We start from the raw sequence: 20,267 nt of genomic DNA, 5'->3' as shown, positions 1-20,267 counted from the left end.
CTGGGCAGCAAGCCCGCGCGCAGCGGGCTTGTCGGTTCACGAGCAGAAGCTGGAGTGCTCGGCTCTGCTGGCCATTACCATTTCTTCGAAGCTGGCCGCTGCCTGCGGCTTGCCGAACAGGTAACCCTGGAAGCGATGGCAACCGTTGGCCAACAGCATCGTCCGCTGGGCCTCGTTTTCGACGCCTTCGGCAATGACCTCCAGGTGCAGGCCTGCCGCCAAGGCGCAGGTGGCACGCACGATGGTCAGGCTGTTGGCATCCTCGGGCAGGCCGCGGACGAAGCTCTGATCGATCTTCAGCTGATCCAGTGGTAGCTGCTGCAGATAACTCATCGATGAGTAGCCGGTGCCGAAATCGTCGATGGAAAAGCGGATGCCGTGGTTCTTCAGCTGCGTCATCCGGGCAATCGCCTCGGGCATATTGTCCAGCAGCAGCGTCTCGGTCAGCTCCAGCTTGAGCCGGGCCGGATTGGCACCGCTGCTTTCCAGCAGTTCGAGCAGGCTGCCTACGAAGTTGTTCTCGTACAGCAGGTTTGCGCTGATATTCACGGACAGGGTCAGCTGGGCCAGGGCCGGCTGTTTTGCCCACAGCGCAAGCTCGGCGCAAGCCTGTTCGAGTACATGCTGGTCGAGCGTCTGGATCAGGCCAGCGTGCTCCGCCTGGCCGATGAACGCGCCCGGCGCCAGTAGCCCACGTTGCGGATGCAGCCAGCGCACCAGGGCCTCGGCACCAACGATGCCCTGCGACTGCTCCAGCTGTGCCTGATAGTGCAGGATGAATTCGCCGTTCTTCAGACCCTGACGGATCTCGTTTTCGAGGTGCAGGCGTTCCTGCACGGCCTGTTGCATGCGCGGGTCGAAAAAGCGCAGCGCGTTCTTGCCCGCTACCTTGGCTTCGTACATCGACATGTCGGCGCGCTTCATCAGCTCGTCACTGCTACTGCCGTCCGTGCCGAACAGCACCACGCCGATGCTGGCGCTGCTGTACAGGCCGAGATCATTCAGTCGATAGGGTTTGCCAAGAGAGCCGAGCAGCTTCATGCCGATGTGTTCGGCCTGCGTTGCGGCGAGCTCCGGGGCGTCGCCGAGGTTTTCCAGCATGACCACGAATTCGTCCCCGCCCAGGCGCGCGACCGTGTCGCTGGCGCGTATCTCGCCCTGCAGACGCTCGGCAGCGATACGCAGCACCTGATCGCCGGTCTGGTGGCCGTGCAGATCGTTAATGTTCTTGAAATTGTCCAGATCGATGAACATCAGCGCTCCCAACTGTCCGCTGCGGCAGCCTGCGGCCATGGCCTGCTGCAGGCGATCGAGCAGTAGCCGGCGGTTCGGCAGGCCGGTCAGTGGGTCGTAGAACGCCAGGTTGTGAATGCGCTCCTCCGCCGCCTTGCGGTCGGTAATGTCCGTGAAGGCGGCCACGTAATGGCTGATGTCACCGGTCAGGTTGCGTACTGCACTGATGGTCAACCACTCGGGAAAGATCTCGCCACTCTTGCGCCGGTTCCAGATCTCGCCTTCCCAGACGCCGGTCGCCTCGATGCTGGCCCACATCGCGCGATAGAACTCGGAGCCGTGTTTGCCGGAAGCGAGCAGGGCGGTGGTCTTGCCAACAGCCTCTTCGGCACTGAAACCGCTGATGCGGCTGAAGGCGCGGTTGACCCGCAGGATTCTGTTCTGCCCATCGGTAATCAGCATGCCCTGCTGCGACTCGAAGGCGATGGCGGCGATTCGGCGCTCCAGCTCGGTGTTGACCCGATCGGTGATATCGCGGCTCAGCCAGACCACTGCACGTTTCTGTCCAGGTGGTTGCTCCAGGGGCAGGGCGCGCCCCTCGAAAATCCTCGGGCCGCCCAGCGTCTGCATGCTGTATTCGATCAGCTGTGGCGTGTCGCTGTTGAGCGTTTGCCGGATGAATTCGAGGAAGCGGCGCTCTTCTGCTTCCGGCATCACGTCGCGCAGGTGCCGGCCGAGCAGCAGGCTCGGATCGGCGTAGAGCATGCTGTGATCGGCGCAGATGATATCGAGATAACAACCGTCCTCGTCGATCACCAGCAGCAGATCGGGTATCGCGTGGGTGATGGCACGCAGCCGGGCTTCGCTAAGTCGTAGTGCGCGCTCGACCTGATCGCGTTTGAGCAGATCGTTGAGTAGCAGGCCCAGCGCGGCGGTGGCGAGCGGCAGTGCCAGCAGCATTGGCGGCGCGGCCTCCTGGGCGGCAACGAAGCGCAGGTGGTCAGGCAACAGCGAGATGATCACGCCCAGCACCCCGAGATGCAGCATCGCGCCAAAGCCGAGCAGCTGCCAGAAGCCGATGCGTATCAGGCCCTGCCGGTGCAGACAGCGGTACGTCAGCCCGAGCAGGATTGGCAGCAGGATGTTTACCAATCCAGGGACTACGCCAACGCCGCCGAGCCACAGGCGGTAACCCGCCGCCAACACACCGGCCGTGCCGGCCACTACTGGTCCGCCGAACAGGCCGGCCATGCTAAGTACCACCGTGCGCGCATCGAGCATGATGCCGCTCTCGCCGAAGCTGGTACTCATCATGCCGAGGATGCAGGCACTGCCGAACCAGAGTCCGGCCAGCAGTTTCGCGGACAGCTTGGCGCTCCGATACCATTCGGAGGTGGTGAAAGCCAGCAGCCAGCACAACGCGAGCAGCATGACCGCGTTTTCGACGACGGCGTTGAGAGTCAAGACAGGATCCTAGGGCATCAGCATGCCCACATCAGGATTTGATATATGGCGGGTGGCCAGTATCCCATATCGCAACGTGTGAGTGCACCGCACTAAGGTAGGTCTGGCGGAGCCTGCTGATACTCACGCGCCAGCACGGAGCGCGGCGGTTAAGTGCCCGTCGGGCACCTGGCTCAGCCCTGAGTGCGGGCGAGCTGTGCCTTGAGATCGCGGATTTCGGCTTCCAGCGCTTCGACCCGCTGCAGCGCATCGACCTCGGCAGTGACGTTCTTCTGGATGCCGATGAAGTAGGTCAGCTGGTCGGCCTCGTTGAATACCGGGGTGATGGACAGCTCGTTCCAGAACGGCGTGCCGTCCTTGCGGTAGTTGCGAATGATCTGGCGGCAAGGCTGGTTGCTCTTCACCGCCTCGCGGATTGCCTGCAGACCAGCCTGGTCCCGGTCCTCGCCCTGCAGGAAGCGGCAGTCGCGGTAGAGGATGTCGTCCACCGCATAGCCGGTCAGGCGTTCGAAGGCCGGGTTGGCGTAGATCAGGATGTTGTCGTCGCCTTCCTGCTCGGCGACCACGATTCCATCGTTGGAGGCTTCGATAACCAGTTGCAGCAGCTTGGCATTGATCATGTCACGACATCCTGAAGGGGCATGCGGCGCATTCTAGAACAACTTGGCCTGATCAGTGCTTTGCCGTAGTGCTCGAAACATCAGCTCATTCGATGCGCTTGCGGAAAAACAGCGTGACCTGACCCACCTCGACGCCGAACTTGCTCATGAACGAACGGTTGGCCAGGGTGTGTTCGTCGATGAGATACATCCAGTCATCCAGATGCACGTCGTAGACCTTGTCATCCACCGGCAGGCTGAGCACGTAGCGCCAGCGCAGCGCGTTGCCGGCCACTTCGCCATGAGCTTCGCCAACCACGTCGGCAGCGGTGCCGCGCCAGTGACCGGGGCGTTCTTCGGTGAGGGTCCAGACACGTTGCTGCGTAGTGCCATCGCTGTAGCTGAAGTGTTCGTCGAGAATCAGCTTGTCGCCATCCAGACTGCCGTCGATCTCGACGTGAAAGCGCTTCACCACCTCACCGGAACGCTTCTGGAACATGCCCCAGGCGTCGACCTTGCCAACGAAGTATTTACGCAGGTCCAGCTGCGGTTCCTCGTTGCGGTAATGCTCGACGTCGACTGCGGTGCAGCTGAGCAGGAGCAGGCAGCACGCCAGTATCAGGACCTTTTTCATGGTTTGGGTTCTCCGCAGGGAAGGAAAGTGAGCAGGCGCGCCGCCACGAGCTTCAGCAGGCAGGGCAGGCCGGCGTAAACCAGTGCGAGGTTCCAGCCGGCCGGTGTGCCCGGTTGGTAGTCGCTTAATGCCAACAGCGGCAAGGCGAGACCGGCGATGGCCAGCGCCAGCTTGGCCAGAAAGCTCCACAGGCCGAAGTAGGCGGCGGTCGAGTCGCGCTCATCGGTAGGGATGATGTCCGCCAGCAGTGCCGGTGGCAGCGCCAGGTCGGCACCGAGGGCGAGACCGGACATTACGCAGACACCTGCATAGGCCCAGGCCGAGCCGGGCTCCAGCAGCACCGCCCAGACGAAGGCCGCGCAACCGGTAAGCATGCCGATCCGCCAGCTGCGCCGCTTACCCAGGCGATCGGCCAGGCGCGTCCAGAACGGCAGACCAAGGGCGCCGCTGACGAAATACAGTGCCAGGAACAGTCCGGTGAGTTGCGCCAGTTGCAGGCGGTCGGCAATGAAGAACAGCGCCAGCGTTGCCGGAATCGCCACGGCCACGGCGTTGATGAAATAGACGCCCGCCAGTCGGCGGAACGCCGCGTTGCGCAGCGGCAGGCGCCAGCTTCCGGCGGTGGTGCGTGCGATTCGCTGTGGCCTGGGTGCGGCCAGCAAGAGAACAGCGGCGCCGATGCAAAGCAGTACGGCGAAGGTCAAAGCAAAGGTCGCCAGTGCCGCCGCCATGCCATATTGCGTCGCCAGGATGCTGGGCAGCACGCTGGCCAGGACAACGCCGAGGAGCCCCGCGCCCTCACGCCAGGCGGCGACCCGGGTGCGGGTGTCAGGCTGATCGGAGAGGCGTGCACCCCAAGCCAGGTAGGTGATATTGACCAGGCTGTGCAGGGTGTAGGTGAGGGCGAGCAATGCACCGAGCCAGAAGGCAAGGCTGAACTTGCCAAGGCGCTCCGGCGGAATCAGCAGCGCCGCCATTGCCAGGCTCAGCAGGATGGCCGCGCCGGCCAGCATGATGGTCCAGCCGCGCGGCGTACGGCGGTCGATGAAGCGGCCTAGCCAGGGGTCTTGCACGGTGTCCAGCAAGCGGGCCAGAAACAGCACGGTGCCGGTCAGCGCCAGGCCGAGGCCCAGATCTGCCGCATAGAAGTTCGGCACCAGCACGTAGATCGGCAGCATGGCCATCGCCAGCGGCAGGCCGAGCAGGCCATAGGCAGCCAGCGCCGGATTCTTCACCGTTGGCCCAGCAGGTTGCGCCGCAGCTTCTGGTCGCGACTGCGCGGGTCGAGCCAGATGGCGAAGAAGGCATCGGCGAAGGTGGGGTCGGCTACTTCATGCTGCAGTCGATCATTCACGTAGAAGCGGCAGCCGCGACCGGGCAGAAAGACACCGGTAATGCGCTCACCCGGCGTGACATCGACGAAGGCTTGCTGCATCTCTGCGCGCCACTGGCGCAGGCGCGGGGAATCGGCCGGCTCGCCGGAGAGCCGCTGGATTTCTTCGAGGCTGGTGCGCACGAAGTCTTCGCGGCTGATGGCGCGGTGATAGGTCAGTTCCAGGGCGAAGGGTGCCTGCGCTTGCAGCGGCGCCTGTTCGCTCCACAGGCGGGCATCATAGATGCGAAAGCCGAAGAAGCGCAGCTCGCCTTCACCGACCAGGCGAGCCTGGGGTACCGATTCGCGCCAGCTCGCCGCCGCAAGCATCGGCAGCAGGCATAGCAGGCTGGCGATGATGACGTTGCGGCGGCTGGTCATGGCGGCGCTCAGCGACTGCCAGCGAGGGTGATCGAAACGGAATCGGCAAAACGCAGCGCGTGCGGCTTGTCGACTTCCACCTCGGCGTAGCTCACCGCGGGATGTGCCATTACCAGATCGAGAATTTCCTGGGTCATGCGCTCGAGCAGGGCGAAACGATTCTGCTCCACGTGGCGGATGATCGCCTTGGTGATGGTGCGGTAGTTCAGCGCTTGTTCGATGTCGTTATCGCGCACTGCCTCGACGGCGGGGTAGAGGATGTTCAGGTTGATCAGTACATCCTGGCGATTGAGGATCTCGTCCTCGTTGATGCCTATATAGGTGCGCAGGCGCAGATCCTTCACCCGGATGCGTGCCATGCCCGGTTCCAGCCGCGGCATTACTGACCCCTCCCGATCAGCTGGAGAAACTCCATCCGCGTGTTGCAGGAGCTGCGGAAGGCACCAAGCATCACCGACGTGTTCATCACCGAGTTCTGCTTCTCCACGCCGCGCATCATCATGCACATGTGCTTGGCTTCGATGACCACCGCAACACCGGCAGCGCCGGTAACTTCCTGAATGGCTTCGGCGATCTGGCGGGTCAGGTTCTCCTGAATCTGCAGGCGGCGGGCGTACATGTCGACGATGCGCGCCACCTTGGACAGACCAAGCACGCGGCCGGTGGGGATATAGGCGACATGCGCCTTGCCGATGAAGGGCAGGATGTGGTGCTCGCACAGCGAGTACAGCTCGATGTCCTTGACGATGACCATCTCGTCATTGTCAGAGGAGAACAGTGCGCCATTGACCACTTCTTCCAGGCTGCGGTTGTAACCGCCACACAGGTACTGCATGGCCTTCGCGGCCCGCAGCGGTGTGTCGCGCAAGCCTTCGCGCTCCGGGTTCTCACCCACGCCAGACAGTATTTCGCGGTAATGACCGGGCAGATCGTTCATGTCGGGACCTTTAAGTGCGCCTAGCGCTGATGTGTGGACGATGGGCTGAGCGGTGTCAGCACCAGATGTGATCAAAGCTATACGAATAATTAATATTGTACAAGTAATTGTAGAGGAATACGCTGCCATACCACTGGACAGGCTCCAGGCGTGGGGCGCATCGACCGGCCTGGCGTGTGCGCAAGTCTGATTTTGTATAGGTATCAGAATCGTGAAGAGCAAACTTTCGAAGCTTGGGCTGCGTTTTGCCGTTTGCAGAGGCCGGATAGATCGGGTCGAGCTGCACGGCCTGCGCTGCTGCGGTTACAGCGCCTGGGTAGTCGAGCGCAGCGGTAAGCGGCGCCAGTTTGCCGAAGGCCAGCGGACGGTCTGGAGCGACCAGGGCAGTTTGAAACGGGTTCTGCAGGCTTGTGGGGTGCGCGAGGTCTACTGGCGGCAGCCGGTCAGCCATGACGAAATGATCGGCCGCCCGCTCGGCATTGAGCCCGAGCGGGGCTTGCGCATTCCGCTGCGCGCGGAGAGCTAACGGTGGTTCTCGGGTTTGCCGGCGGAAGGTGAGGGGTTCTGTGTCACGTCGCACTGTGTAGCCGTGCAGCGCCTGGCGCCGTCCGGATGCGGCAACCATTCGAGATGCGGACGCAGCACAGCGAACAGCTGATAGCCGAGCAGCAGGAGCGGGCGCAACGGCCGCCAGCCAAGTGGCGCGGCCCAGCGGCCATGCCCGGCCAAGCGCCAGCTCCAGTAGGTTGCGTCCACGCCGGTCAGCCAGGCCCCGCTGGCGCTGCGCGCGTGCAGGCGACGACGTAGCTGCGGCAGATCGCGGCCAAGCCCCTCGGTTGAGAAATCGACGGCGCTGATATCCACCAGCTGCAGCCGGGCGGGGTCAGCGCTGCGTTCCAGCCAGCGAACTTCACGAGCGCATAGCGGGCAGGCCCGATCGACATACAGCGTCAGTGGTAGATCAGGAGTCATTTCATCGCATCTCACGTTTGTACAACGTTTGTAGAGGGTATGCTGCGAAACGCTGGGTTACAATCTCGGCATTCTTTTCCAGCGAGCCGCCCCATGACCGAATCTTCCGGCGCTTCGACCCTGTCCTCGAGTGCCTTCGAGCAGCAGGAGCTATTCCCCATCCGCGAAGTTTCCCGCCTCACGGGGGTCAACCCGGTCACCCTGCGTGCCTGGGAACGTCGCTACGGGCTGATCCGCCCGACACGTACGGATAGCGGCCACCGCCTGTATTCGATGGCGGATGTCGAAGCGGTTCGCAGCATCCTGTCCTGGACCGAACGCGGTGTGGCGGTAAGCAAAGTCGGCAGCATCCTGGCCCGCAGCGCCGCGACTCGCGAAGCCGAGGAACCGGTTGCGACGGTTAGCGGCGAATGGGGCGAGTGGCAGGGGCAGCTGCGCGAAGCGGTTAATGGCTTCGACGAAGTACGTCTGGAACAGTTGTACGGCCAGGTGTTCTCTACCTATCCACTGGCCGTAGTGTTCCAGGATGTGCTGCTGCCGGTCTGGCAGGAGCTGCTGCTGCGGCAGGACGAGTTCGGCGGCACCAGCGAGTGGCTTTTCCTCGATGCCTTTTTGCGCGCGCGGGCACTGCAGCGGTTGCAGCTGGCCCGCATGCCTGCCGGCGAGCGCGTTCTGCTCGCGGCGATGCCGGGTCAGTGCCGCGAACTGGAGCTGCTGGTCGCAGGGCTGATGTTGAGCGGCGACAGCCTCGCCGTCAGCGTGCTGCCTATCGGCCAGCCTTTGGAAGAGCTGGCGTTGGTCTGCGACAAGATGAAGCCCCAGGGGCTCGTGCTGTTCTCCAATGTGCCCCATGGCGAGGCACAGCTGCGGCAGCTCAACAAGCTTTCACTGGGTCTCGATTGCCCGCTGGCGCTTGCCGGCGAGGCAGCCGAACTTGGACGTGAAGCCCTGGCGGGCTCGCCGATCGCTTGTCTGGGCAGCTCCGGCAAGCTGATGCAGCGCCGTCTGCGGCAGTTTCTCGCCGGCCAGCTGGATACCTGATGCGAACGGCTGTCCGGGTAACGGAGTGCAATCCATGACACCAGGCAGCATTCCATCTGACTTGCTGCCGGTGCGTCGGACGTTGCCCAACGGGCTGCGACTGGGATTCATCCAGTTGCCGGCCGGTAGCCAGGCGGCGGCGTTGGTCCGCGTGCATGCCGGAGCGCATGACGCGCCAGGCGATTACCCCGGGCTTGCGCACTTCCTCGAACACCTTCTATTTCTCGGTAGCCGGGCCTACGCGGCGAGCGAAAGCCTGATGCCGTTCGTGCAGGGGCATGCCGGGCAACTGAACGCATCGACGCGCGAGCGCCACACCGATTTTTTCTTTCAGATATCTGCCGACGTTTTCGAGGACGCACTCAAGCGCCTGCTCGATATGCTGGCCCGGCCGCTGCTCGACGAGGCCGCGCAGTTGCGCGAACGCGAAGTGCTACAGGCGGAATTTCTGGCCCGTGGACGTGATCGGGAAACGCTGTGCGATGCCGCTATCGGCACAGCGCTTAGCGCTCCGCATCCGTTTTCGGCATTTCATGCGGGTAATCGCGACACGCTGGCGGTTGAATCCTCTGCCTTCCAGCAGGCGCTCAAGGGCTATCACCAGCGCTTCTATCACAGCGGGCAGATGGAATTACTGGTTGCTGCTCCGTGCGGAATCGAGCATCTGCTGGAATTGCTGCAGTGTGCCGAATGTCAGCTGCCGGTTGCCCCCACCGTAGCGAGGCAGACCGCGCCGTTGCGGGTCGATGACGGTGTTGCGCTGCATCTGCAAGTGGAGGGTGCGCGACCGCTTCTGGACCTGGCATTTGCACTGGACGGCCTGCCCGACGAAACCTGCGTGGCGCTGGATGTTCTGGGTTCGTGGCTGGCATCCCAGGCCAGCGGCAGCCTTTGTATGGCGATGCGCGACGCCGGCTGGTGCGAGGCGCTGGCGCTTCGCGTGCCTTACTGGCATGACGGGCAGGGCGTCGTCGTGGTGGAACTGCAGCTGACGGGACAGGGCATGGCGCATCGCGCAGAGATCGTCGCGGCCATTCGCAGCTGGCTGCGGTACATGACTTCGCAGGCGCCGTGGCCCGAGTTATGGGACGAGTACGTGCAGATCCGTCAGCGTGGCTTGCTGGGCAAGGAGCCTCTGGCGCTGTTGCGCTACTGGGCCGATCCGGCTGCCTGGGCGCCATCGATCGACGCAAATCGGGTTCAGCAAGCGCTGCGGACGTTGGGTACGCAGCTCGATGGGAGCAAGCCGATCATCCTGACGGTGGGCGAAGAGCGCGGCGATCATCGCGCAGACACCATCGCGGCAAATGCCGGTTTCGCATTGAACATGCTGCCGGAACGACTGCCGGTCGCTACCAGTCAGGCACGACAGTGGCAGCTGCCTGAGCGCAACCCCTGGCTGAGCAGGCAGATACAGCCGCGGGTATCGCCCGTGGTGTTGCCGGCCTTGTGCTGGCTGGAGCATGGCGACGATCCGCGCGGGCAGGGCGCACTCTACCTGCGCTGGCGGTTCACTGCGGGGCGACCGCCGGCCGGGTTATGGCATGTGCTCCACGCGGCATTGCGGGTGCACACCGTTGCCGCTGCCCAAACGGGTGTCGAATTGCGTTTCGACGATCTGGGCGGCAGCTGGTGCCTTGCGCTGTTCGGCTACGCCGAGGCACTGCCGCTCGTCCTGCATGACTTGCTCGACGTGCTGAAAATGCCACGGGTCGCTGCATTCAGTGACGGCCAGCGTCTGTTCGACGAGGCGAAGGTGCCCGGCGCCGACGAGATACTCATACGACAGCTGCTGCGGCGCTTGCCCGTGTTGGCCGAGCCGGCAGTAGTCGATGGCAGTACGCTTCAGGATCAGTGCGCGCTCGAGCGGGTTTGGCAGGTGTCGCGATGGGATGCGTTGGCGGTAGGTCTTCCCGCCCGACTGAGCGGACCGTTGCAGGACGCCCTTGGCGCAATGCCGGGGCTCGCCGAGCCCGTTGCCGAACGGCAGGCGGAGCGGCCTCCTCGCTACCTGTGGTCGCGCTTCGGTGATCCGGGCGCCGAGCACGCGTTGGTGTTGTTCTGTCCGTTGCCCGTGCGTAGCGCGTCGGTGGAAGCAGCCTGGCGCCAGCTGGCAAGGCTGATGGAAAGCGCCTTTTTCCGCCGTCTGCGCAGCGAACTGCAGCTTGGCTACGCGGTGTTCTGCGGTTTTCGCCAGCTTGGCGAGCGCGCCGGTATCGTCTTCGCGGTGCAGTCGCCCAGCGCGTCTGCCGGCGAGATCCTCGGCCATATCGAAACCTTTCTCGAATCCTTCTCGGCCGGCCTGGAAGCGTCGTCCGACAAGGTGCTGGAGGCCATCTCCACCGGTGAGTCGCCCAATGGGCTGAGCCATGATCTTCGCCGTCGGGCTGAGGCTGTCTGGCAGGCGCGGTTGGCCGGGCTTGACGCCGAGCATCCGCAAGCGGTGGCTGCCGCGATGTCGACTGGCGATGTCGGTGCTATCAAGGCCCAGCTCCAGGCGCTGCGTGCGGCGGACGGCGGATGGCATGTGGTCGCCAATGCCGATGCCCCTGACGGACGCTGGCAGCAGCGCTGAACGCGCCCGGCTCGACTCGAACAACCATTCCTCATCGTCCTCCACGCCGAAGGCTGCCTTTGCCCGGATGCCGGTCGGCCGTTCGCTGCTTTGGGCGTACGACCTAAGCGTCGTCGCTTAGCCGCATGGATTAGATGCTTTGCATGCAAGACTGCACCCGCGGCGAAAGTACTAGCCTTTCGCCGCCATCGCAGCGTATGTGCGCTTTGATGGCCTTTCGATAATCGCTCCCGTCACGACTGCTTGTCGTCAATACAGCGGAGAGCGCCATGCACAACAACAAGAAAGCCGTATCAACCCTGCTGCCCCTGGCCCTGGCCAGTGCAATAGCAATGACCGTGAGCCAGTCGGCAATGGCCGAGATCGTGCTCTATGACCAGAACGACACCACTTTCTCCACCGATGGCTACTTCAACACCTTCTACGTCCACAGCGACGTGGAGCGGGACGGCGAGCAGTTCGATCGCAAGCAGTCGCGGGTGAAGATGGGCTTCCTGCCCAACTGGATCGGCTTCAACTTCGGCAAGCAGGTCGGCGACCTCAAGCTGGGTGGCCGCTCTTCCTTCTGGGTAACGATCAACGACAGTGACACCAACGGCACCGAAACCGGCATCGACGTACGTCAGTTCTACGCCACTGCCGGCAACGAGCAATGGGGTGAAGTGCTGTTCGGTAAGGACTTCGGCCTGTTCGGCCGTTCCAACATCCTGCTCGACGAGCTGCTCAGCGGTTACGGCCAGGTCAGCGATACCCTGGGCCTGGTCGATGGCGGCGGCGTGTCCTTCGGCAACATTGGTACCGGTTACCCGTACCCGTTCCCGACTTCGCAGATCACCTACCGCTCGCCGAAGATGAGCGGCCTACGCATCGCCGCCGGCATCATGGACCCGGTGGACACCACTGAAGTGGCGGACGACCCAACGGTGCCGGGAAGCGATTTGGACAAGGCTTACCAAGATGCGCCGCGTTTCGAGACCGAGGTGACCTACGAGTTCGAGCTGGGCGGTACCCAGTTCTACACTTGGATCAACGGTATGCAGCAGAGCTCGGACAATACCGACAGCAGCATCGAGAAAGTTGACTCCAAGGGCCTGGGCTACGGCGTGCAGGCCAAGATGGGCAACCTGTCGCTGACCGCCTCGGGCTTCCAGGCCGAAGGCATCAACCCGTTCTTCACCAATAATGCGAATAAGGCCTTCCTGCGCGAGGTCGATAGCGATGGCTACCTGCTGCAGGGCTCCTACCGCTTCGGCAAGAACCGCGTGGCGCTGTCCTATGGCAAGACCAAGGACGACGGCAACGGTCTGGGCAGTGCGGCCGACTATGAAACCCGCGGCATCGCCCTGTTCCACAGCGTCAACGACAACCTGACGCTGGTGGCCGAGCTGAACCAGTTCGAGATCGCTGGTAAGGACGATCCTACGCTTGACGAAGAAACCCGCACCTTTGCAGTAGGCGCGGCGCTGAGCTTCTAAGCGAGTCGTGATCGAAGGGCGCGGATGGCAGCCGAACCGTAGGTCGTGCCATCCGTTGCGAAGCAGTGGTGTGTACGTTGATCGTCTCCACGCCCTGACTGCAGCGACCAACGTTGCATCCTGAAAGGCCGGTACCCGCAAGGGGCCGGCCTTTTTCGCGCACATCCCGGGAGGATTGCGGACGGCAGCGGAACTGTAGCCAGCCTGCGTTGTTTCGTCGCGATGCTACCTAGGCAGGCCTTTACCGGTACTCAAGTAGCATTTTCGGGCCATATGCCCTGGCCAAGAATGGGGTCATCCGATTCAGGTGGTGCGGGGTATCGTGCGTGACCGATGAACAAGGCGAAGTAATCCGCACCGCGATGTCCGAGGCCCGGCTGCCCGAGACGGTGGCACAGGACCTGGCGCGCCAGCTGATGCATCCGCATCTGGGTTTCGTGCTGTTCTTCTGTTCGGCGGAATACGACCTGCCCGCGCTGGGCGATGCGCTGCGCCAGTACTTCGGTGGTGTACGCCTGGTTGGCTGCACCTCGGCGGGCGAAATCACCTCCCAGGGCTATGGCCGCAGCTGCGTGACGGCAGTCGGCTTCGACCATCGCAACTTTTCCATCGCCTGCGAGCTTATCGACGAGATGGACCGCTTCAGCCTGATCGAGGCCCAGCAGCTGGTCGAGCGGCTGGGTAGCGATTGCCGCAGCAACTCGTTGGCGCCGATCAAGGATCACAGCTTTGCGCTGACCCTGCTAGACGGGCTGTCCAGTCGCGAGGAGGTGGTGCTCTCGGCACTGAGCGCCGCCTTCGGCAGCATCCCTCATTTCGGTGGCTCAGCCGGCGACGACAACCACTTGAGCGATACCTATGTGTATTACGACGGCCGTTTCTACAGTGGCGCGGCGATCGTGGTACTGATCAATACCTGGCTGGATTTCGAGGTGTTCACCACCCATCACATCCTGCCCCTCGAAGACAAACTGGTGGTGACTCGCGCCGATAGCAACAGCCGTCGGGTCTACGAACTGAACGCCGAGCCGGCCGCCGAGGAATACGCACGGCTGATCGGTGTGCCGGTCAGCGATCTCGACCACCGCCTGTTCGCAGCCCATCCGCTGGCGGTGCGGATCAACGAGCACTACTACGTGCGCTCGATCCAGAAGGTCAACGAGGACATGAGCCTGACCTTCTATTGCGCGGTGGAGAACGGCATCGTGCTGACGGCCATGGAGCCGGGGCCATTGATGCCGAATCTGGAAGCCTTGTTCGAACGGCTGGAGCAGCGCCTTGGCCCGCCGCTGCTCACGATCGGCTGCGACTGCTTCCTGCGCCGCCTGGAAATCGAGGCCAACGATACCAGCGAGGAAACCTCGGCTTTTCTCCGACGCCAGCAGGTGATCGGCTTCAACACCTACGGAGAGCAGTTCAATGGCATGCACATCAACCAGACCTTCACCGGTGTCGCCATTGGCCGACCCGGAGGCCGGGCAGGTCGCTGAGCTGCTGGCACGGCAGGCCGAACTCGAGCGCGAAAACCACAAGCTCAAACGCATCAACGCTGCGCTGATCGAACGTGTCGAATCCAGCGGCGCGGGGCGGGATGCCTCCTATGCAGCCTTCCAGCATTCGGTTGAACTGGCCGAGCAGGTCCGCGAGCGCACCGACGCCCTGAATCAGGCGATGGCCGAGCTCAAGGGCAGCAATCAGCTGCTCAGCGATGCGCGGCTGCGCGCGGAAACCGCGCACCAGCACCTGGTCGACGCCATCGAGAGCATTTCCGATGCATTCGTGTTGTTCGACCGCGACCAGCGCATCGTCCTCTTCAACCGTCGTTTCAAGTCGCTGTGGACACGCACGCGCGCGCGTATCAACGCCGGCACACGGCTAGCGGAAGTGCGGCGGCTGGCCGAAAGTACCGGGCTGATTGTCGAGGAGCACCGCGGCAAGGGCGATGAACCCACGGTGTATCGCCTGAACAACGGGCGCTGGGTGCAGGTCAGTGAGCGCCCGACCCGCGAAGGCGGTCTGGTCATCCTCTACACCGACATCACCGAGGTGAAGGTCAGCGAAACCATGCGCCGCGAGCAGGCGCTGGCGCAGAAGTCGCGACTGTTGCAGCGCGCCGTGGACAACCTGTCCCAAGGCGTGGCGATGGTCAGCGCCGAAGGCGCGCTGGAACTGTGGAACCGGCGCTTTCTCGAGCTCTGCGGGTTGGCGCCGATCGAGGCGCACCGGCCGTTCGAGGAGGTCATGGCCGACAGCGAGCTGACCCTGCTCACACCCAATAGCCGTGACGCCCGCGGCCGGCCGATTCGCGAGCTGGAACAGCGCCTGTTCGATGGCCGGGTGCTGGAAATCCGTACCCACGCGCTGCCCACCGGTGGCTTCGTCAACACCTTCACCGATATCACCGAGCGCTACCGCCATGCCGAGGCGTTGCGTGAGAGCGAGCGCTGGATTCGCCTGATCACTGACCATGTTCCGGCGCTGATCGCCTATGTCTCGGCCGATCTTACCTACGAGTTCACCAACAAGGTCTACGAGGAATGGTATCGCTGGCCCAGCGACGGCATGCTCGGCCAGTCTCTGCGCGAAGTCCACAGCGGCGAGCATTGGCGGCAACTGGAGCCGTACATCGACCGGGCGCTGTCGGGCGAAAGCGTCAGTTTCGAGATGGCCGAGCGCAACCATGCGGGGCAGCAGCGCTATATGCTGCGCTCGTACGTACCGAACCGGCAGGCCAATGGTGAAGTGGCCGGTATCTTCGTGCTGATCCAGGACATCACCGATCGCCGCCGCACCGCCGAGGCGCTGCATCAGGCCTACCAGAACCTTGAGCAGCGGGTGCGCGAGCGCACTGCCGAGTTGACCAGCCTCAACGGCCAGCTGTTGCGCGAGATCGACGAGCGCAGTCATGCCGAGGCGCGTCTGCGCGAGGCCAAGCGCGAAGCGGAACTGGCCAACCTGTCCAAGACCAAGTTCCTCGCGGCCGTCAGCCACGATCTGTTGCAGCCGCTAAACGCTGCACGGTTGTTCACCAGCGCCTTGCTCGAACAGCCGGGCGCGCTCAATGGCGGGTTGATCCGCAATATCAGCAATTCGCTGGAAGACGTGGAAAACCTGCTTGGCACCCTGGTCGATATTTCCAAGCTGGATGCCGGCGTGATCAAGCCGGATATCGCCCCGTTCGCCGTCAGCGAGCTGTTGGAAAATCTCGCCATGGAGTTTCGCCAGATCGCCGGGGCCGAGCAGCTGCAGCTGGATTTCATTCCCTGTTCGGCACTGGTGCGCAGCGATATCCAGCTGCTGGCGCGCATCCTGCGCAATCTGCTGACCAATGCTATTCGCTACACGCCCAAGGGGCGCGTGCTGTTGGGCTGCCGCCGGCATCGGCAGAGCCTGTCCATCGAAGTGTGGGATACCGGCGTCGGCATCGCCTCGGACAAGCTCGAGGAGATCTTCCAGGAATTCAAACGCGGGGAGGGCGTACGTCCGAATCAGGATCGCGGGCTGGGCCTAGGCCTCGCCATTGTCGAGAAGATCGCGCGCATCCTCGGTCATCGCATTCGTGTCACTTCGCAACCGGGCCGTGGCTCCTGCTTCGCCATCGAGGTGCCGCTGGCCAAGCGCGCGCCCAAGGCACGCCCGGAGCCAAGCACCACGGAACTCGTACTGCAGCGCCTGCAGGGCGCCCGGGTGTGGGTGTTGGATAACGACACTGCGATCTGCGCCGGCATGCGCACGTTGCTGGAAGGCTGGGGTTGCAAGGTCATCACGGCGCTGTCCGAGGAAGACCTGGCGCGGCAGGTCGACAACTTCCATGCTGAAGCCGACCTGATGATTGCCGATTACCACCTCGACAACGGCCACACCGGCATCGACGTCGTCGCCACCGTCAACGCGCGACGCGCCAGCCCGTTACCGGCGCTGATGATCACCGCCAATTACAGCAACGAACTCAAGCAGCAGGTGCGCGAGCTCGGCCATATGCTGATGCACAAGCCGGTGCGGCCGATGAAGCTGAAAACCGCCATGTGCCACATGCTGGAACACGGCACGGCGGGGTAGCGACACGGCCGGTATTCGCACCGGTCGTCAAGCTTGCGAGGCAGCGCTGAGGTGGCGCGCCCATATGCCACGTCCCGGCAGGCGCTCGCGGTCATGCGGTCGGTGCAGCCCGAGGGCTGGCCCTTTGGGAATGATGCCGTTGCCGTTGATCTGCCGGTGGCTGGCGTAGTAGTGGCTCTTGATATGGGTAAAGTCCACCGTTTCGGCGATGCCAGGCCACTGGTACAGCTCGCGCAGCCAGTTCGACAGGTTCGGATAGTCCTCGATTCGGCGCAGGTTGCACTTGAAATGGCCGAAGTACACCGCATCGAAGCGCACGGCCGTGGTGAACAGGCGCCAGTCGGCTTCCGTCAGGTATTCCCCGGTCAGGTAACGCTGTTTGCCCAGCCGCCGTTCGACCCAATCCAGCTCGCGAAACAGCTCGTCGAATGCCTCTTCATACGCCTCCTGTGTGGTGGCGAAGCCGGCGCGGTATACGCCGTTGTTGATGGCCGGGTAGATCCGCGCATTCAGCGCATCGATCTCGCCGCGTAAGGGCTCGGGGTAGAAATCCAGGTGCGAGCCGGTTAGGTCGTCGAATGCGCTGTTGAGAATGCGGATGAGCTCGGAGGATTCATTGTTGACGATGCACTGGCGCTCGCGATCCCACAGCAGGGGCACGGTGACGCGTCCGGAGTAGCCGGAATCATCGCGGGTATAGCGCTGATGCAGGTAGTCGAGGTTGTCCAGCGCATCGCCGCTGGAGCCAGTGGCCTTGTCGAAGGTCCAACCATTTTCCGCCATCAGCCAGCTGACCACCGACACGTCGATCAGCTTCTCGAGGCCTTTGAGTTTGCGGTAGATCAGCGTGCGGTGAGCCCAGGGGCAGGCGAGAGAGACATAGAGGTGGTAACGGCCAGCGTCGGCTGGAAAGGCTGTCTTGCCACCCGGGCCCGGTGAGCCGTCCCGGGTGATCCAGTTGTGACGCTTGGAATGCTCTCGTTCGAATCTGCCGTCGCGGCTTGCGTACCAGCGGTCATGCCACTGGCCATCTATCAGTAATCCCATTTTGTCCTCCTGTTGCGGATAGGAGGCAGTCTAGGAAGCATGGTTCGATTAATGTGACCGAACGGTGGGTTAATCCTATCGCTTAAATCGATGAGTGGCGTGCCTGCCAGTAGGCTCGAGCCTGGGCGAATGCTGCCTCGCGCTCCATCCCCAAGCCGCGCAAGGCAAGCGCCATGGTGGCGATTACCGCCAGTTCGCCGTAGGCCTCTTCATGCGCGCCGGTCCAGACCGCGAGCAGCTGTTGCGAGTCGAGCTGTGTGGGCTTCACATGCCGGCGCTCGGACAGTGCTGGCCACTCTTCATCCCAGGGCAGTCCGTTGGTGGTGCCGTAGAGGTGGGAAATGTTGTCCGGGTTCATCTCGATCTCGCCGCCTTCGCCCTTGATGACGATGGCGTGGTCACCGAGCAGGGTACTGGCCTGGCGATGGGCATCCTGATAGCCGGGGTGGAAGATGCTCTGCAGGCCGCAGCGGGCACCCAGTGGATTGAGCAGGCGCGCCAGCGAATGCACCGGTGAGCGCAGGCCGAGCAGGTTGCGCATGTCGATCATGCGTTGCAGCACCGGCATCCAGGCGCCCAGCGGGATAAACGCGAGATTGCTCTGGTCCAGTGCAGCGCTGACCTGTTGCCAGTTCTCGCAGCGACGAATGCCCAGCAGCTCCAGCTGCTGTTCGGTATAGATGCGCCCTGCGGTGTGCGCGCCACCGCCATGCATGAGGATGCGCACGCCATTCGCCGCCAGGCATTTGGCTGCCAACAGATACCAGGGCAGGTGGCGCTTCTTGCCGGCATAGCTCGGCCAGTCGATATCGACGCTGATCGCCGGTGCCTGCACCCGTGCGCGTACCGCCTCGGTGAAGCCGGCCAGCTCTTCGGCGCTTTCCTCCTTGTGCCGCAGCAGCATGAGGAAGGCGCCTAGCTGAGCGTCCTCCACCTTGCCATCGAGCAGCATACCCATGGCTTCGCGAGCTTCTTCACGCGTCAGGTCGCGTGCTCCACGCTTGCCCTTGCCGAGAATGCGCACGAAGGCGGCGAAAGGATGTTCTGCAGGCGTTTCGAGGCTCATAGGCAGTTGCTCGGTTTTGGCAGCCCGGCCAGCTTGGCGGCCAGTTTCGCAGGAGTGCCCTTGAACAGGCGGTTGAGGTGCAGGCTGTTGCCTTTTTCCGCGCCCAGCTTGAGCGCGGTGTACTTGATCAGAGGGCGAGTGGCCGGAGACAGCTGGAATTCGCTGTAGAACTCACGCAGCAGCCGGAGGATTTCCCAGTGCTCGGCTTCCAGCGTCAGCCCTTCATGGTCCGCCAGCGCTTCGGCAACGGCTTCGCTCCAGTCCGCCAGATCGACCAGAAAGCCGTCCTTGTCCAGCGCGATCTCGCGCCCGTCGACTAACAGGCTCATAGCCAGCTGGTGACCCGCTGATAGCGGCAGGTCAGCTCGACGAAGCCGGCATAGTCCAGCAATTGCACACGAGCGGGCAGGGCACTGAGCGCACGGGCTTGCACGTCTTCCTCCAGCGCGAACACGGCGACCTGTTCCGGCAGGCGCTCCAGTTCGGCCGCAGGCTGTGTGCCTGCCGTCAGGGCGTAGGTCGCGTCGCCGGTCAGCAGCAGGGCGTCGGAATCGGCCAGCAGCGGCAGACAGCTGGCGAAGCGGCTATCGGCAAAAGGCGTGTGGGAAAGCAGATGCAGGGTTGCCATCAGATCGTGATCACATGGTCATAGCGGTTGATCAGGGCACTCAGGCCAGCGTCATCGAGTACCTCGACAGGCAGTGCCAGAGCGGATTCATCCAGGTTGCGCTCGGCCAGGCTGCGGCGTGCGGCGAACAGCGCATCGACACCGAACAGCGGCAGCGCCTGCAGATTCGCCGTCAGGTCTTTCTGCTCGAGTGAAGCAGCCCGCTGTGAAGCGACGAGCTGGAACACGCCGTCGTCGAGAAACAGCAGCCCCAACGGCAATTCGAAAGCGCCGCCGGCCAGCACGATATCCAGCGCTTCACGCGCCGATGGGCCGGCCCAGGGCGACTGGCGGCTGATGATGAGCATGGAGCGTGCCATCAATGACCTCCGAAGCAGACGAGGCGATCCGCTTGCTGCGCCGCTTCGTGCAGTTGTCCGAGTCCCGACAGCTCCCAGCCAGCGGCAAGATTCGCTGCCGGGCGCTGGTAGCGCTGCGCCTCGCCGGTATCCAGTACACCACGACGCAGGCCTGCGGCGATACAGACCACGCCGTCCAACTGGTTGTCGCTGACGAAACGGCTCCATTCGGCCGCCACGTCCAGTTCGTCCTGTGCCGCGACGACGTTCGCTGACGCGCTGTGCACGCCATCCTGATAGAAGAACAGCCGGACGATTTCATGTCCGCCGGCAAGCGCGGCTTCGGCAAAGCGCAACGCACGACGAGCGGCGGGCGAATGGGGCGGGGCGAACAGGGCGATTGCGAATTTCATCGGGGCACCATGGCAAAACAGTCGACATGATAC

20 protein-coding genes are annotated in these 20,267 nt (G+C 63.3%); 6 read left to right on the top strand and 14 right to left on the bottom strand.

The window, feature by feature from the left end:
* Nucleotides 1-36 precede the first annotated feature (36 nt).
* From BHD08_RS09655 to folE, 7 genes are all read right to left on the bottom strand, one after another.
* Entirely contained in the window at nucleotides 37-2,697 is a 2,661-nt protein-coding gene (locus BHD08_RS09655) for an EAL domain-containing protein (protein WP_125021841.1), read from the bottom strand.
* A gap of 173 nt (nucleotides 2,698-2,870) precedes the next feature.
* Nucleotides 2,871-3,317, bottom strand: coding sequence for a PAS domain-containing protein (locus BHD08_RS09650; protein WP_015277175.1), 447 nt, complete (start codon nucleotides 3,315-3,317; stop codon nucleotides 2,871-2,873).
* Between the two features lie 85 nt (nucleotides 3,318-3,402).
* On the bottom strand, nucleotides 3,403-3,930 hold the full coding sequence (locus tag BHD08_RS09645) for a DUF3833 domain-containing protein (RefSeq protein WP_125021839.1): 528 nt from the start codon (nucleotides 3,928-3,930) through the stop codon (nucleotides 3,403-3,405).
* Nucleotides 3,927-5,165: an MFS transporter gene (locus tag BHD08_RS09640; RefSeq protein ID WP_125021837.1), complete on the bottom strand. Its 1,239-nt coding sequence runs from the start codon at nucleotides 5,163-5,165 to the stop codon at nucleotides 3,927-3,929. Before BHD08_RS09640 ends, BHD08_RS09645 begins: the two co-directional genes overlap by 4 nt.
* A complete protein-coding gene (locus tag BHD08_RS09635) occupies nucleotides 5,162-5,683 on the bottom strand; it encodes a chalcone isomerase family protein (RefSeq protein WP_125021835.1) in 522 nt (173 codons plus the stop codon). Before BHD08_RS09635 ends, BHD08_RS09640 begins: the two co-directional genes overlap by 4 nt.
* A gap of 8 nt (nucleotides 5,684-5,691) precedes the next feature.
* A complete protein-coding gene (folX, locus tag BHD08_RS09630) occupies nucleotides 5,692-6,063 on the bottom strand; it encodes a dihydroneopterin triphosphate 2'-epimerase (RefSeq protein WP_125021834.1) in 372 nt (123 codons plus the stop codon).
* The gene (gene folE / locus BHD08_RS09625; RefSeq protein WP_125021832.1) at nucleotides 6,063-6,620 is read right to left on the bottom strand and encodes a GTP cyclohydrolase I FolE; all 558 of its coding nucleotides are present in this window, start codon (nucleotides 6,618-6,620) and stop codon (nucleotides 6,063-6,065) included. Before folE ends, folX begins: the two co-directional genes overlap by 1 nt.
* 211 nt (nucleotides 6,621-6,831) lie before the next feature.
* On the opposite strand from folE, the gene BHD08_RS09620 reads away from it, so the two are divergent.
* Complete coding sequence (locus BHD08_RS09620; protein WP_177412663.1) at nucleotides 6,832-7,146, top strand: DUF6482 family protein; 315 nt, start codon at nucleotides 6,832-6,834, stop codon at nucleotides 7,144-7,146.
* Here BHD08_RS09620 and BHD08_RS09615 read toward each other — a convergent pair.
* Complete coding sequence (locus tag BHD08_RS09615) at nucleotides 7,143-7,592, bottom strand: thiol-disulfide oxidoreductase DCC family protein (protein ID WP_125021829.1); 450 nt, start codon at nucleotides 7,590-7,592, stop codon at nucleotides 7,143-7,145. The two genes, BHD08_RS09620 and BHD08_RS09615, sit on opposite strands and share 4 nt — an antisense overlap.
* A 93-nt stretch (nucleotides 7,593-7,685) precedes the next feature.
* Here BHD08_RS09615 and BHD08_RS09610 point away from each other — a divergent pair, with 93 nt between their 5' ends.
* The 5 genes from BHD08_RS09610 (at nucleotide 7,686) to nahK (ending at nucleotide 16,742) form a co-directional block, all read left to right on the top strand.
* The gene (locus BHD08_RS09610) at nucleotides 7,686-8,633 is read left to right on the top strand and encodes a MerR family transcriptional regulator (RefSeq protein WP_015277167.1); all 948 of its coding nucleotides are present in this window, start codon (nucleotides 7,686-7,688) and stop codon (nucleotides 8,631-8,633) included.
* A 34-nt stretch (nucleotides 8,634-8,667) separates the two neighbouring features.
* Nucleotides 8,668-11,208, top strand: a complete 2,541-nt coding sequence (pqqF, locus tag BHD08_RS09605; protein WP_125021827.1) for a pyrroloquinoline quinone biosynthesis protein PqqF — start codon at nucleotides 8,668-8,670, stop codon at nucleotides 11,206-11,208.
* A gap of 269 nt (nucleotides 11,209-11,477) precedes the next feature.
* Nucleotides 11,478-12,683, top strand: a complete 1,206-nt coding sequence (locus BHD08_RS09600) for a porin (protein ID WP_125021825.1) — start codon at nucleotides 11,478-11,480, stop codon at nucleotides 12,681-12,683.
* A 326-nt stretch (nucleotides 12,684-13,009) separates the two neighbouring features.
* The gene (gene nosP, locus BHD08_RS09595; RefSeq protein WP_015277164.1) at nucleotides 13,010-14,173 is read left to right on the top strand and encodes a nitric oxide-sensing protein NosP; all 1,164 of its coding nucleotides are present in this window, start codon (nucleotides 13,010-13,012) and stop codon (nucleotides 14,171-14,173) included.
* Nucleotides 14,103-16,742: a hybrid sensor histidine kinase/response regulator NahK/ErcS' gene (gene nahK, locus BHD08_RS09590; protein WP_177412662.1), complete on the top strand. Its 2,640-nt coding sequence runs from the start codon at nucleotides 14,103-14,105 to the stop codon at nucleotides 16,740-16,742. Before nosP ends, nahK begins: the two co-directional genes overlap by 71 nt.
* Nucleotides 16,743-16,769: 27 nt before the next feature.
* Here the strand turns inward: nahK and BHD08_RS09585 are convergent, their stop codons facing one another.
* From BHD08_RS09585 to tusD, 6 genes are all read right to left on the bottom strand, one after another.
* A complete protein-coding gene (locus BHD08_RS09585; RefSeq protein ID WP_125021821.1) occupies nucleotides 16,770-17,789 on the bottom strand; it encodes a glutathione S-transferase family protein in 1,020 nt (339 codons plus the stop codon).
* An 82-nt stretch (nucleotides 17,790-17,871) separates the two neighbouring features.
* The gene (locus BHD08_RS09580; RefSeq protein WP_125021819.1) at nucleotides 17,872-18,855 is read right to left on the bottom strand and encodes a glycosyl transferase family protein; all 984 of its coding nucleotides are present in this window, start codon (nucleotides 18,853-18,855) and stop codon (nucleotides 17,872-17,874) included.
* Nucleotides 18,852-19,184, bottom strand: coding sequence for a TusE/DsrC/DsvC family sulfur relay protein (locus BHD08_RS09575; protein ID WP_125021817.1), 333 nt, complete (start codon nucleotides 19,182-19,184; stop codon nucleotides 18,852-18,854). The genes BHD08_RS09580 and BHD08_RS09575 overlap by 4 nt, the downstream gene beginning before the upstream one ends.
* Complete coding sequence (tusB, locus tag BHD08_RS09570) at nucleotides 19,181-19,483, bottom strand: sulfurtransferase complex subunit TusB (RefSeq protein WP_125021815.1); 303 nt, start codon at nucleotides 19,481-19,483, stop codon at nucleotides 19,181-19,183. Before tusB ends, BHD08_RS09575 begins: the two co-directional genes overlap by 4 nt.
* Nucleotides 19,483-19,842, bottom strand: coding sequence for a sulfurtransferase complex subunit TusC (gene tusC, locus BHD08_RS09565; RefSeq protein ID WP_015277158.1), 360 nt, complete (start codon nucleotides 19,840-19,842; stop codon nucleotides 19,483-19,485). Before tusC ends, tusB begins: the two co-directional genes overlap by 1 nt.
* On the bottom strand, nucleotides 19,842-20,234 hold the full coding sequence (tusD, locus tag BHD08_RS09560) for a sulfurtransferase complex subunit TusD (RefSeq protein ID WP_125021813.1): 393 nt from the start codon (nucleotides 20,232-20,234) through the stop codon (nucleotides 19,842-19,844). Before tusD ends, tusC begins: the two co-directional genes overlap by 1 nt.
* Between the last annotated feature and the right edge of the window lie 33 nt (nucleotides 20,235-20,267).

Origin of the sequence: Pseudomonas sp. SCT, assembly GCF_003864275.1 — a bacterium.
Taxonomy (GTDB): domain Bacteria; phylum Pseudomonadota; class Gammaproteobacteria; order Pseudomonadales; family Pseudomonadaceae; genus Stutzerimonas; species Stutzerimonas stutzeri_AE.
Note: the sequence above shows the minus strand (reverse complement) of the source record. Positions and strands in the feature narration are given on the sequence as shown.